General features: G+C 53.4%; 15 protein-coding genes. 3 read left to right on the top strand and 12 right to left on the bottom strand.

Features of this window, described 5'->3' with window-relative positions; all coding sequences use genetic code 11:
* The gene (gene purM, locus HMPREF0183_RS06645; RefSeq protein ID WP_005884220.1) at window positions 1-1089 is read left to right on the top strand and encodes a phosphoribosylformylglycinamidine cyclo-ligase; all 1089 of its coding nucleotides are present in this window, start codon (window positions 1-3) and stop codon (window positions 1087-1089) included.
* A gap of 103 nt (window positions 1090-1192) precedes the next feature.
* Here purM and HMPREF0183_RS06640 read toward each other — a convergent pair whose 3' ends face one another.
* Window positions 1193-1423, bottom strand: coding sequence for a DUF3073 domain-containing protein (locus HMPREF0183_RS06640; RefSeq protein ID WP_005884218.1), 231 nt, complete (start codon window positions 1421-1423; stop codon window positions 1193-1195).
* Between the two features lie 198 nt (window positions 1424-1621).
* Between HMPREF0183_RS06640 and HMPREF0183_RS06635 the strand changes: the two genes are divergently transcribed.
* On the top strand, window positions 1622-2437 hold the full coding sequence (locus HMPREF0183_RS06635; protein WP_040348407.1) for a DUF8083 family protein: 816 nt from the start codon (window positions 1622-1624) through the stop codon (window positions 2435-2437).
* A gap of 18 nt (window positions 2438-2455) precedes the next feature.
* Window positions 2456-2740, top strand: coding sequence for a hypothetical protein (locus HMPREF0183_RS06630; RefSeq protein WP_005884214.1), 285 nt, complete (start codon window positions 2456-2458; stop codon window positions 2738-2740).
* A 77-nt stretch (window positions 2741-2817) separates the two neighbouring features.
* On the opposite strand, the gene HMPREF0183_RS06625 is transcribed toward HMPREF0183_RS06630, so the two are convergent.
* From HMPREF0183_RS06625 to HMPREF0183_RS06575, 11 genes are all read right to left on the bottom strand, one after another.
* Window positions 2818-3483, bottom strand: a complete 666-nt coding sequence (locus HMPREF0183_RS06625; RefSeq protein ID WP_005884212.1) for a pilus assembly protein TadG-related protein — start codon at window positions 3481-3483, stop codon at window positions 2818-2820.
* A gap of 28 nt (window positions 3484-3511) precedes the next feature.
* Window positions 3512-3757 carry a hypothetical protein gene (locus HMPREF0183_RS06620; protein WP_005884210.1) on the bottom strand — a complete coding sequence of 82 codons (246 nt, stop codon included), beginning with the start codon at window positions 3755-3757 and terminating at the stop codon, window positions 3512-3514.
* A gap of 143 nt (window positions 3758-3900) precedes the next feature.
* On the bottom strand, window positions 3901-4572 hold the full coding sequence (locus HMPREF0183_RS06615; protein ID WP_005884208.1) for a response regulator: 672 nt from the start codon (window positions 4570-4572) through the stop codon (window positions 3901-3903).
* On the bottom strand, window positions 4565-5752 hold the full coding sequence (locus HMPREF0183_RS06610) for a sensor histidine kinase (protein ID WP_005884206.1): 1188 nt from the start codon (window positions 5750-5752) through the stop codon (window positions 4565-4567). Before HMPREF0183_RS06610 ends, HMPREF0183_RS06615 begins: the two co-directional genes overlap by 8 nt.
* Window position 5753: 1 nt before the next feature.
* Window positions 5754-6647 (bottom strand): type II secretion system F family protein, encoded by an 894-nt coding sequence (locus HMPREF0183_RS06605; protein WP_005884204.1) that lies wholly within the window; start codon window positions 6645-6647, stop codon window positions 5754-5756.
* Window positions 6644-7570, bottom strand: coding sequence for a type II secretion system F family protein (locus HMPREF0183_RS06600; protein WP_005884202.1), 927 nt, complete (start codon window positions 7568-7570; stop codon window positions 6644-6646). Before HMPREF0183_RS06600 ends, HMPREF0183_RS06605 begins: the two co-directional genes overlap by 4 nt.
* Window positions 7570-8664 carry a TadA family conjugal transfer-associated ATPase gene (locus HMPREF0183_RS06595; RefSeq protein ID WP_425358124.1) on the bottom strand — a complete coding sequence of 365 codons (1095 nt, stop codon included), beginning with the start codon at window positions 8662-8664 and terminating at the stop codon, window positions 7570-7572. Before HMPREF0183_RS06595 ends, HMPREF0183_RS06600 begins: the two co-directional genes overlap by 1 nt.
* 271 nt (window positions 8665-8935) lie before the next feature.
* Window positions 8936-9328, bottom strand: a complete 393-nt coding sequence (locus HMPREF0183_RS06590) for a hypothetical protein (protein ID WP_005884198.1) — start codon at window positions 9326-9328, stop codon at window positions 8936-8938.
* Between the two features lies 1 nt (window position 9329).
* On the bottom strand, window positions 9330-10883 hold the full coding sequence (locus HMPREF0183_RS06585; RefSeq protein WP_005884196.1) for a CpaE/TadZ family protein: 1554 nt from the start codon (window positions 10881-10883) through the stop codon (window positions 9330-9332).
* Between the two features lie 2 nt (window positions 10884-10885).
* Window positions 10886-11665: a Flp pilus assembly protein CpaB gene (gene cpaB / locus HMPREF0183_RS06580; RefSeq protein ID WP_005884194.1), complete on the bottom strand. Its 780-nt coding sequence runs from the start codon at window positions 11663-11665 to the stop codon at window positions 10886-10888.
* Window positions 11662-12423: a hypothetical protein gene (locus tag HMPREF0183_RS06575; protein WP_005884193.1), complete on the bottom strand. Its 762-nt coding sequence runs from the start codon at window positions 12421-12423 to the stop codon at window positions 11662-11664. The genes cpaB and HMPREF0183_RS06575 overlap by 4 nt, the downstream gene beginning before the upstream one ends.
* Window positions 12424-12495 lie beyond the last annotated feature (72 nt).

Below are 12495 nucleotides of genomic sequence, written 5' to 3'. Positions count from 1 at the left end.
ATGACTCAGAAACAGACCACCTACGCAACAGCCGGTGTCGACGTCGAAGCCGGTGACCGGGCTGTTGAACTCATGAAATCAGCGGTTGCCGCAACACACAACGAACACGTGTTTGGCCAAGTGGGTGGCTTCGCTGGCATGTTCGACGTCAGCTTCCTCAAGGACTACACGCGTCCACTGTTGGCCACCTCCACTGACGGTGTGGGAACCAAAGTGGCGATCGCTCAAGCCTTGGACATTCATCACACGATTGGCTATGACCTGGTGGGCATGGTCGTTGACGACATTGTGGTCTCAGGTGCCAAGCCTTTGTTCATGACTGACTACATCGCGTGCGGGAAGGTCATTCCTGAACGTATTGCCGGGATCGTGCGTGGTATTGCAGAAGCCTGTAAAGAAGCGGACGTTGCTTTGGTGGGCGGCGAAACCGCTGAACACCCCGGGCTTTTGAGGCCAGATGAGTACGATGTGGCCGGTGCCGCCACCGGTGCTATTGAAGCGGACGATCTGCTGGGCGCCCACAAGGTCAACGCCGGTGATGTGATTATTGGTCTGCCGTCCTCTGGTATCCACTCCAATGGCTACTCGCTGGTGCGTCGCATCATCGCTGACGCCGGTTGGGAACTCAGCCGTGACGTTGCCGACTTTGGTCGTACTTTGGGTGAAGAGCTCCTGGAACCAACCAAGGTGTACACGGGTGAACTTCTGAGCCTGTACGAACGCGTACCCGGTGCGGTCCACTCCGTGTCTCACGTGACCGGGGGAGGGCTTTCTGCAAACGTTGCGCGTGTTCTACCTGCTGGCACGTTGGCGGTCATGAAACGTGACACGTGGGACGTCCCTGCGGTGTTTAACGTGCTGGGTGATCTGGGGAACGTGCCACGCGCTGACCGTGAACGCACGTGGAACCTAGGCGTTGGCATGGTCCTTGTGGTGGATAGTGCCCGTGCCGCCGAGGTCGTTGCCGCCTACCCGGGAGCGTGGCACCTGGGTGAGGTTGTCAGCGACACCGGTGAGTACCGTGAGAACCCCGACTACGTGCAGGGTGCTAAAGGGGTAGACGGCGGAGCAGCCGTTCTTATTGACTAAAACAGGCGCATCCCGGGGGCGGGGTGCATGCCTGAAATCATTGCGTGAAAACGTGTGTGGGCCCAGCCGTTCTGGCTGGGCCCACACACGTGATGCGTCATGTTTAACGCCAGTTGTTGACCTCGGAATCTTCCTCTTCTTCGTCGTAGTGCGCGTATTTGTCTGCGTACTCGGCGTAATCCGGGTCCTCGTCGTACTCGTCGTAGTCGTTGTCTGAGCTTACAGATCCTGCACCGAGTTCACGCTGGAGTGCGTTCAAGTCAGTTTCCGGACTGTAGTATTTGAGCTTCCGGGCTACCTTGATCTGTTTTGCCTTTGCGCGGCCGCGACCCACAGACGTCGACCCCCTTATCTTTGTGTTCCAGGGCTTTGAGGTGGCTGTGCCCTGGCAGATCTCTTGTTAGTATTCGACAAAAGTCTAGCGTCAAGCAACGATAAAGGCCATTTGGCAAAGAGCATTCCAAGGAAAAACTGAGACACAATTGCGGGGCCCTCGGTGTGCAAAAACTGCACTTGTCGATAGCATGCACGTATGCCCTATCAGCGTGACTATCTTATTCATTTGCGCGTGTTTGAGCCTGTAGAAGTCTATTCACACGCACATCGCGGAGCCATTCCTCACAGGGCAGGTTTAGAAGATCTGGTCTGCGCTGACGCAGATCGTCGGCTCATTTCGATGCCGCCAGACCCCGTGCCTTCCAGATTTCGAGACGCCCCGCTGGTGCTGTCTGGTGAAGACGCAGGAGACAACCGTGACAGGGTGTGCCCGGTGCAGGATGACGTCCGTGGGTGGCAAGCACTCGACATTCTCATGGAAACAACACCTCGGGCTGAACTCGACGCGATGGTGCCAAAAGTGGCACGGAGGCGGGCGCACGTCCGCCGGGTCGACTGGATGAACTCCGAGGTGGACGACCGAGTCTTTACCCGCACCTCGGCCTGGGATGTGCCACCAATCTGGTGGCTGGCCGTGGACCCGGACACCGATACGATAGTTGAAGAAGAGCAACCCGACGGCGCCGTGCGGGTGAGGATCCGAACGGAAATGTTGACGGCCTCGGCTAGAACCGAATGGGCGCTGGACATTCTGCGCAACAAGTCCCAAGCCGAGTTTTTCACGGAATCGGTGTCCGATTTCCTGGAATGGTTGGACAGCTTTGACATGGGGTCCATTCTGGAACTGGACTTAGGTGGGATGAGCGACGTGCAGTGGCCGCACACCGGGGCGGAACTGGTGCTCGACTGGCTGGACGCGTTGGATTCTGACGACATGGAATCGGCACGGATCGCGTTTGACATGTTCACCGAGGAGTGGGAAATGCGCTCCCTGTTCGCGCACAGTAGCTAGACCGCTAGAATCGGTGGTGTGAACTCCCCACACATTCCTCCAAAACCCGCAGCCCCGCCCAAGCCCAAAGAACCCCCGGCGGCGGAGGCTGATTCCGATAACCCGTGGCTGAACCCGCAACAGCGTCGGTCATCTGAGAGTGGCGAACCTGGTAAGGCATCGAAACCTAAGAAGGCGAAGCGGCAACGAGCTAAGCACAAGAAAACGCGTGAACGGAAACCGGTGAATGTCCCCAAGCTGGGGTGGTACTTGTTTGCCGTCACAATGCTGGGTGCTGTTTTTGCGGCTCTAGCTTTGGGGTAAACGGCTCGCATGGAATAAAACATGGGCCAGGAAAACCTGGCCCATGTTGGTGTTTGAAGTATGGTAAGTCAAACTAACTACTTGTCGAGTTTGATGTCAAACACACGACGCCACTCCTTTTTGCGTGAGTCAATGTCACTCAAAGTTGTGGTTGCTCCGAAATAGTTGACGCGGGCTGTGTGGCCGTTGCCGGAACACACCATCGACCATGACAAAACGTGGAATGGTTTCGTTGGTGCGCGCTTAATGTTCGTCGAATAGCAGTGTACGTTTTCTGTTTTGATCTTCGCTACGGCATCGCCTGGAGCACTGATCTTTTTGCGCGCACGAGACCCCACTGGTGAACCAACTTCGCGCTTGTTGGACTGCACGTTTGCTTCGAACCGGTTTCCTTGGGCGACGTAGCGCGAAAGCTGGGACTCATTTTTCTGGGCAAACGTGAAAGCACCGTGGCGTCCCACCTCGCCCAATGGAGACAGCACCACGGTTGGATTCGCTGGTACTGCGGGGCCCGCAACAGGAGGCGGTGGGATGTGCGCACGTGCAAACGCGGGGATGAAGCGTTCTCGCACGTCGCGTGCTGCGGCGAGTGCGGAAGCGTCTGCGGCTTTTTGTGCACGCGTACGTGAGTCGTTCGCCTCACCGAAGATAAATGCTCCGACCGCGGCGGCGATAACCAACACTGACAGCAGGAGGACGGCCAGGGAGACCTGGCCGTCCTCGCGCTTTAAGCGAAACTTCATATGTTCACTCAGGTTCTAGTAAGCGGTCTTACTGAGTGTTTCCGAAAATGTTGGAGATGACGTTCACGATGTTCTCCTTAAGTGCATTCGCGATGTCAGTCTTGAATGCTCCAACCAATCCTGCAACAAGCAGGGAGATGAGTACTGCAATACCGAGGTATTCAATGGTTCCCTGTCCGTTTTCACGGCGTTCCTGGAGTTTTTCGACTGCGAGCTCAGCGAATGCGCGAGCGTTAACGTCTACCTTGTGAGCCATGAGTTCGAGCTTGTTCATGATGTACCTTTCGAGATATGTCCGGGTTGAGGGTGTGCCTGACGTTCTGTCTGACATGTTTAACTATTCCGCATATGCTGGCCCAGTTCGAGGGCGTACGGGCCCAATGTCGGGCCCAGTTATTTTTTGGGCCCACGGGCCCGTCATCGTTTGAGCCATATGCTGACCGCTTCAGCGCGTGATGTGACGTTCATTTTGGCAAATATGCGGTTGATGTGGTTCTTCACGGTCTTCTCGCTTAGAAAAAAGCTTTCGGCGATTTGGCGGTTGTTGAGTCCATCTGCCACTAAAACCATCACTTCAGTTTCGCGTCGGCTGAGTCCGAACTGATCGGTAGGAGACGGAACTGTGGCACTGCTGGGTTCGCTCACATTCTTATCTAAGTGCTCTTCGACGTGGGGGGTGGGGCTCAACAATGCGCTTGAGGCAGTAGGGGAAACAACCATGGCGCCCGCCAGAACTGACTGCATCGTTTGGTAGATATAATCAGTATTTAGCTCGCTATAGACAACATAGCCACTGGCGCCATTGGATATTGCGGCAGTTACATTCTCGGCATCTTCACTGTGTGTCAGCATGAGCACTTTACACGTTTTCGATATTTCTTTGGTTGCCTCGATTCCGTTCATCACCGGCATGCGTACGTCCAAGAGACACAGGTCAGGCTTGAGTTCTTCGACTGCCTTCACCGCTAGAGATCCGTGTTCCACTGATGCGACGACTTCAACGGAGTCGGTGGCTGCAAGAAGGGATTCGAGACCCATACGAACAATTCCATTGTCGTCGGCGATTACTACGCGAATGCTCTTAGACATATGCCTCTCCTTGCTCTTGATTGATATCGAGCAGCACGACTGTGCCCTTTCCGGGAGTTGAACTGATTGCGAGTGTTCCTCCAATATCAGTGGCGCGTTCACGCATGCTCGTTAAACCTATGTGGCCTTCTCTTTTCTGGCGTACACGAAAGCCTTCGCCGTAGTCAGTCACTGTGACTCGCATGCGTGTATCGGATTGTGTGAAAGCGACGCGTACTCTGTCAGTACCCGAGTGCAGTGCCGCGTTCGTAACCGCTTCGATAATGATCTTTTCGACGTTATGCGCATGCTCGGTGCTGACCTCGCATCCATTTATTACGAGCTCCACTGAAATACCATGAACGACCTCGATTTCATCGAGTCCGGCACGAAGGAGCTTTTCGAAATTATCTGAAGTGCCACTTCGAAGATTGCTCAATAATTGTCGTGATTCGTCGACAGCAGATTCGGCAGCATTTTTAATTGCTTGTGCCAGCCGGGCGCTGGCGTCGGGTTGCTTCCGAATTGTGTCGGATAAGAGCGAAATACCAACAAGCGACTTGACTGTTGAGTCGTGAAGCTCTCTGGCGATGCGTGAACGTTCTTCTCCCAGAGCAGCTTCCCGAGCGTTGCGGGTTGCGAGTTGTAATGCTGTATTGACCTGGGCTTGGAGCGTGCGCATCCGTGCTCCCAAAATGACAAAAAGAACGATAATAGACGCTGAAATAAGGTCACTTACGACTTGTTGCGCAGAGGTATGGTTTGGTGATCCGTTCGTGAGTGTAATGAGAAGGAAACCCGCAATGAGCAGGCCGGTCAGAATTACGCGGTTAACTCCATCGACAAGCAGACCAATGAGGAGCGCAGTTGCACCCAAGTAGAGAAAATATGACGAACTTGATCCAGCTCGCGCCATGACTAAAACTGAAATAAAAATGTCGATGCTGACTGCCAAAGGATGTTTTACAGCGAACGTGACTACACTGTCCCAAAAGGAAAAAGTGATAAGGGAGACAGACGCTAGTACGACTACCCCTGCTGTTTCCCAGAATGCGTACTCTGAATCCCCCCAAGCAATAAGAACGGGGTATAGAAGCACCATCCTTAACACGATGATGAATTTTCCGAGTTGAGTTGTGATGCTCTTCGTCTCGAGTGTTCTGGTGCCTCTATCGCTATACCGGTGCTTCGTCGTGACCACGTTAAAAGCTCAGCTCGTCGAGTCCTGCCACGAAGTAGACAGAAACCATGATGAGGGCCATAGTTCCCGGCACCATGATGATTGTTACGACTCCAGCAATCTTTGGGGACGCTTTTGCAGCTTTTTGACGTGCTCGCTGGGCCGTCGTCTGTCGCATATCTAATGCGATAGTAGCCAGTGTGTCAGCGAGAGGTGCACCGAGCTCTTCCGCTTGCAAGAGTGTCGTAATAAAGGAGTCTAGAGATTCTGAAGTTGTTCGCTTGCGAAGTGCAGAAAACGCATCATAAACGGTCTCGCCCATATTTAGCTGGTGCAAAACAGTATTGAGCTCATCCGCGAGTGGTCCTTGCGTTCTTTCGGTGACTTTCGCGATTGCAGAACGGAACGAGAGACCCGCCGAAACAGTAACGGCAAGAACGTCGAGAAAATCTGGCAGGCTATCTTCAATTGCCTCTTGGCGTTTTCGTCCAGATTGTATGAGTGCAAAATCAGGGAAAAGTAGTCCGATCGCGATAAATATGAACAAAATGAGTGGTGCTTTTGTGACAAGGAATATAGAAACACCACCTGCTGCGCACAGCAGAAATACTGAACCTTTGAAAGCCATGAACCCGGTAAAGTCCTGGTACTGCTTCTTATCGGTGAGTTGGATTTTTGACTCTACCCAGCTGGGATACTTGCCCCCGAACAAGCGACCGAGGCTCGGTCCTAATCGAGCGCCAAGGCGCTTGACAGGACCGTCCGCACGTCGTTTGAGGCGGGTCTCATCTTTGATAAGCGCCCTGTCTTCCGGAGAAAGGCTACTCAGTGGGTCGGTGCGATAAGCACGGAAACCAAGATAAAGAATAATGACGGCACTAGCCGCTAGGAGACCCGCTAACAGTCCTACGATCATAGCTTGACCTTGACTAGGCGGTTAATAGCAACAAGGCCAATTGCGTAACAGACAGTGGCGATGACGATCGCAATCTGTCCAATGATTGTTGAGGTGAGTTTTAACAGAAGACCATCATTGAAACTGGCAAGAAGAAGAACGAACCCAACCCCAAACGCCACTACCAAATAACCCGTATAGCTCGACTGGGAAACGAGCGTTTTTACTTCGCGTTTGGTTTCCTTGCGGAACTCCAGCGTGTCGCTCATATTGCGAAGCGAAGAGATCAGGGATCCGCCTGATCGCTGTGCAATCACCAAGGTACTCACTAAAACATCGAGGTCACGTCCGGAGATTCTTTCAGACATGCGTTCGAGAGCGATGTCGAGAGGGGTTCCGATTTCTAATTCGCGCTTGAGGGCGGAAAACTCCCGGCTGGCAGGGTCTGGAAGTTCAGAAGCGGCAACACCAAGTGCCGTGTGGATAGACAATCCAGCGCCGGTTGAGTTCGCCATGATGCGTGCGAATTCGGGCAACTGCTGAAAGAACTTTGCGCGCTGACGTTCTTTTAGCACGTCAAGAACTTTCCAAAACCCGAAAAGCAAGAGTGCTGAAAGTAGAAATGCATAGAGAATCGCGATGTAGCGGTTCAAGATAATGAAAACAACTGCAGTGATGAGAAGTGCAATGAGGAGGTACTCGATAGATGTGATGGAACGCAGATTCGCTTGAATAAGTTGCTGTGAGAGTTTGTCCCCAAACCTCGTTTTACGGAAGATTCGATCTGCAGGAAAAATGCGGGACGAGCGGAATGACACTGTACCGCCAGACCGTTCGGCGCGAACGATGTCGTGCTGTTCGCCGGTTCCAAGCGCGAAGACAACAAGCCCGATCGAACCCAGGACCAGTACAGCGAGGGTACCGAGGAGAATCCCAAGCATCATCAGTGACCACCCCTGCACGCAGCGGTGGGTGAAATGTCGAAGTTTTCTGAAAGCCCGTTACCACTGATCCAGAGTCGGTCGGCGATGTTGTCAGGAATCTGACGCATCACGTGTCTTCCGCGCACTACGCGGTCAGCGGTCAGAGGCTCCGACTCAAATTTCATGAGGGTCGTAAGCTCGAATTCTTCGCGGCTTTCCGATGTCACAGCAGCGACCTCGGTCATACGACGTGAACCGTCAGCTCCACGCCCCAGCTGGACAATGAGGTCTACAGCACTGTTAATTTGGTCGCGGAGGGCTTCGAACGGAACCTTAACCTCACTCATACTGGCCAAAGTTTCCAGACGTGATACCGCGTCGAGCGGGTTATTAGCGTGAACTGTTACCAATGATCCGTCGTGACCCGTGTTCATCGCTTGGAGCATGTCGAGTGTTTCACCACCACGGACCTCACCAACAATAATGCGGTCGGGACGCATACGTAGGGAGTTCTTTACGAGGTCACGGATAGTCACCTGACCTTTACCTTCAACGTTTGGCGGGCGTGATTCAAGGCGAATGACGTGCGGTTGTTGAAGCTGGAGTTCTGCCGAGTCTTCAATGGTGACGATACGGTCGCCGTCGGGAATCATGCCCGACAGAGCATTGAGCATGGTGGTTTTCCCAGTACCTGTACCGCCGGAAACCACAATATTGAAACGTGCTTTGACACACGCCATGAGGAATTCGCGGGTGAGCTCATCAAAGCTCCCCTTGTTCTGCAGGTCCTCAAGGGTAAACGGTTTGGGAAAGCGTCGAATGGTGAGGGTGGGGCCATCCATCGCCAGCGGGGGGACAATGACGTTGACACGTTCGCCCGTAAGCAAGCGAGCGTCCACCATGGGCGACGACTCATCAACGCGCCGATTCACTTCCGCAACAATACGGTCAATGACCTGCATCAACTGTTCGTCGTTGCTAAACGAAAGGTCAAGTTTTTCAAGGCGCCCCGCACGCTCAACGAAAATGGTGTTAGGCCCGTTCACCATGATTTCGGTGATTGATTCGTCAGCCAGTAGCGGTTCGAGAATACCGAGTCCCAGAGACTCGTCCACTACGCGTTGTATCAATTGCGATCGTTCACGTGCGGAAAGGACCGGACCTTGTTGTGAAAGCAGGTGGCTTAGGATGCGTTCCAGGCGGACACGTCTCTGTGTACGTTCAAGCTTAGAAAGTTCTTCCAGATCGACTTCTTCAAGAAGTAGCCGGCGGTAGAAACTTACTTGTTCGTTGAAACTCGACTGCCTAGGGTCAATGTCCTTATCGGTACCAAGGGTACCCCTAAGCTGCCTCTGCTGTTCGGCGCGTTTGAGTAGTGACATTCACTTATTCCGTTGTGATTGGTTGTGTTGCTGAACGACTGACTTTTAGGGTTGGCAACCACAGGGAAGAGTCGGTGCCCAGGTTAGGGACAGCAACTGTCACCTTGCACGTGATTGACCCGTTGTGTACTCGGGTGCCGCTACACGATGTCGAAACACCCGCATCACGTAATCCAGGAGAAACTGCGTGCTGTGCGGCTGTAACTCCTGAACCGGGGTTGAGGACTTCCGCTCGTGCGGCATTACGAGCGGCAGAGTTAGCTTGCGAAAGAGAAAACACTGCAAGCATGGCTTGAAGAGCAGTAACAAGAATAATGAAGAAGGCAAAAAGCATTCCCACAAACTCCAGGCTAACTGCACCCTGTTGCCGAGACCGCTTGATCAGTCGGGATACCACGCTAGTCCTCCTTGACGATTCCGGCTGAGGTGTTGATGATAAGTGCGTAACGCTCGCTCATTTGAACAATGGTGGGCGTCTTAATGCTTACGTGCACTGAGTCGTGCGACTGGGTGACAGACATGTTCTTGCGCCACGCGGCTGGAGTGTGGCTTTCTGCTGCGCTCACAGCTGATTCGTTCACCGCTGCCGCACGTGCACCTTCGTTAGCCGCTCCGGACGCGTAGATCCAGGTCATGCCCAGCAGCACTGACTGAAAACCTACAAGGGCGATGAAGATGAAGAGTACGAAAATTCCGGCGAACTCAAGTGTGCTTTGTCCGCGCTCTTTTCTGTTGCGTTTCCTTGTCTTGCGCTTCTTGGGTTTGGCTGGAGGGGGTGCAACTGATAACTGTTCTTCAGGCAGGATTCCCATTTCTGCTCCCAACCGTTTGACGCGTGCCGACCAGACTGGTGTGACAAGACTTGGATCACGGTGGTTCATTGCGAGTTCAATTGCGCTAATTGATTCTGGAATGTATTGAGGAATGACAGGAAGTCCTACAACCTTCTTGGCAGCTTCAGGCTGCAGGTCTTGTTTCTTGTTGACCTTGTTGAGAATGACTTTTGAGCTGTCCGTGGGTCGTATCCCCAGGCGCTTCCATAGCTGTGCAAGCCGGTGGCTACCCCTGAGGCTGAGCACATCGCTCGTTGCTACGATGTAAGCGTCGTCAGCCATCTCAATGGCCGCCGAATTGGCTTCATTCAGGTGGCACCCAGCGTCAACAATGACCAGGTCAAAATGGGAGCGAAGCTGACCAAAAATTTTCCGCGTTACTAGCTCTGTTACAAGCTCTGACTCTTCACCATTCTTGGGGCCGAAGAAGACACTGAATCCGTCGGGAGATGTGTACAGCACATCCTGGATCTGTTGCCGACTCAGCTCCTCAACTACGCCAAGAATGTCGGTGACAGTGCGTGATTGGGGTACGTTCAGCACGATTGATAGATCGGCTTTTAGCAGATCAAAGTCCACAAGAACGATCGCTTTGCTGGGGTCGGCTTTAGCTGCTTCACGAGCTAGGTGAGTAGCGATTGTAGAAACTCCCACACCACCTTTAGAACCGGACAGTGTGATCATGCGTCCAGCTTTGCTGGGTGAACTCCCTTCAGCAGTCCGGTCGAACACTACGGTGCGAACTGTTTTTGCCCAGGCGAGAGCCGACTGGACTTTCCGCTGGACATCTTCAAACTCAAGCGGGTAGGCAATGACACTCCGAATATTCGCATCCATTGCGCGGGCATAGTCTGCTTGGGTGGGAGAGTCGAGCACTACCGCGGTGGGAAGCGCAGGGAAACGCATCGAGATTTCTCGAGCTAGGTCCCACGCGTTGATAGGCTCAACGTCCTGGTCGATCACAATGAGGTCGACTTCATCGGACATAGTAGGCAGTGCCGCCAGGAACGCAGACGTCGAGGAATACTGCCGGTAGATTGTGAGGCCTGCGTCACCCAGTGAGGCACGGATGTTTGTGCCTCGATCCTCACTCGAACTAATGAGCACGGCGGATGTCATTGTCACTTATCTCCTTCGCCAGAAATCGTGCCCTGCAAATCACGGTCGTCGAAGGACTTGTCGGATTCGTTGACCTTGGTTCCAGTTTCGTTATTGCCAATTCGCATAACGCGCATACTTACTGCAAAGGCTTCTGCGTAGGACAAACGCCCGGCTTCTTCTACCGATACCGCGAACGTCACCGCTACTGCTTCAGCTTCAGCGCCAGACTGGTCAGCGGCTCCCACAACGGCATTTGGGTCTACCGGTTGGCCGACGGAGACAACGGTCGCGTTGCTCACGACGATTCCGGAAACGTTGTAAGGAATGTCGGCGCGTTTGTATGCGGTTTCGCCTTGGTCGTTTTCGCGTGCACGCGCGAATGAAGCGACGACATCGACTTTGTCTCCCGGGGAAACACGCCCGCTAACTCCAGCGTCACCAACGAAGGTGATCGAGATTTCACGTTGGCCGTCTTCGATTGAAGATGCCGGTTCGATGGCGTCTGTTTGGATGAAGGAACCAGCTGAAATTTTTACGGATGCCTTTTGTCCTGCAACCTGCTCAAGGCTCGTGACCATGTCTTCCGTGATGTAACGGTTTGGGACTGTTTTAGTTTCGAGCATGTCCTGCTCGATAGGTTGAAATGCAGTAATGTCCTCTTTTGCAACGTACACCTCGGTTGTGGGGCCCACCTTAGACGAGACGTTTTGCACGTACACGACAACTGCGATGAAGACCATGATTGCGAGCAATGTAGCCGCAATCATGAGGAGTAGGCCCCTGCGTTGCTTCGGGTTCATTGAGTTTCTCCAATCAGGGATGGTGCGCTACAAACCGCGCAACGTGGGGGGACATAAGGCTCGGAACACCACGGGCACAGCGTTGAACGATTCCTGATGTTGTCAACGTGCGCCCACAGGTCGGTGGGTGCAAAAACCCATTCAAAAACTGGTTTGGTGCCCCAGAACCCCGCGTCATGTACGTTTCGGGTTGTCACTGATGAAGCCTGCGCGAGTTCAGCAATTCTCTGTGGGTTGAGGGTTGACTGTTGTTCCCGTAAGTCGCTTATGAACAGAACTTCGTGAGCGTTGTCTTCCCAATACTCCGCGTCTTGGTCAAACTTCTTTGCGAAGTGTACTCCCGCGTGCGCCGTGGCGACGAAGCGCGTTGGAGGTAGCCAGCTCATCACGTGATGCCACATATTGGTTCGTGATACTTGCAATTTCGTGACGGAGCGGAGGTAAGCGCTGCATGTGATTGCTGTTTCAAGCTCGGTAGCAAACGCTGCGAGTTGCGCGGTCGAAAGTGACTCTTTAGCAACGTGAAGCATATCGGCTAGAACGGTGATCCCTAGCGGGGATAGCTGGGAAACATGGACCACGACCTGGTTGTGCATGCTGACGGCACGAGCGTTAAAGATTTGAGCGATTCGCTCTTTTTTCTGTGCAATGGGGACAACAAAAAAAGAGCGACTGGAGTCAGGGCACTGTTTGATGCGGTCTGCGACCTCGTCAAACTCCAGCGTGTCCGTATGCAAAACAGTTGGGGATGGGGTCATTCTTCAGTTCTCTTGGGAATGAAAGGGAGTCTTAGCTAGAACAATAGTATGGATCAACAGAATGTGTCTAGA

The organism is Brevibacterium mcbrellneri ATCC 49030 (assembly GCF_000178455.1).
Classification (GTDB): Bacteria; Actinomycetota; Actinomycetes; order Actinomycetales; family Brevibacteriaceae; genus Brevibacterium; species Brevibacterium mcbrellneri.
Note: the sequence above shows the minus strand (reverse complement) of the source record. Positions and strands in the feature narration are given on the sequence as shown.

Coding starts and splice junctions, on each gene's coding strand:
- HMPREF0183_RS06585 (WP_005884196.1), bottom strand. CDS start 10,883: ATGACATCCGCCGTGCTCATTAGTTCGAGTGAGGATCGAGGCACAAAC.
- HMPREF0183_RS06625 (WP_005884212.1), bottom strand. CDS start 3,483: ATGAAGTTTCGCTTAAAGCGCGAGGACGGCCAGGTCTCCCTGGCCGTC.
- HMPREF0183_RS06600 (WP_005884202.1), bottom strand. CDS start 7,570: ATGATGCTTGGGATTCTCCTCGGTACCCTCGCTGTACTGGTCCTGGGT.
- HMPREF0183_RS06620 (WP_005884210.1), bottom strand. CDS start 3,757: ATGAACAAGCTCGAACTCATGGCTCACAAGGTAGACGTTAACGCTCGC.
- HMPREF0183_RS06615 (WP_005884208.1), bottom strand. CDS start 4,572: ATGTCTAAGAGCATTCGCGTAGTAATCGCCGACGACAATGGAATTGTT.
- HMPREF0183_RS06635 (WP_040348407.1), top strand. CDS start 1,622: ATGCCCTATCAGCGTGACTATCTTATTCATTTGCGCGTGTTTGAGCCT.
- HMPREF0183_RS06605 (WP_005884204.1), bottom strand. CDS start 6,647: ATGATCGTAGGACTGTTAGCGGGTCTCCTAGCGGCTAGTGCCGTCATT.
- HMPREF0183_RS06575 (WP_005884193.1), bottom strand. CDS start 12,423: ATGACCCCATCCCCAACTGTTTTGCATACGGACACGCTGGAGTTTGAC.
- cpaB (WP_005884194.1), bottom strand. CDS start 11,665: ATGAACCCGAAGCAACGCAGGGGCCTACTCCTCATGATTGCGGCTACA.
- purM (WP_005884220.1), top strand. CDS start 1: ATGACTCAGAAACAGACCACCTACGCAACAGCCGGTGTCGACGTCGAA.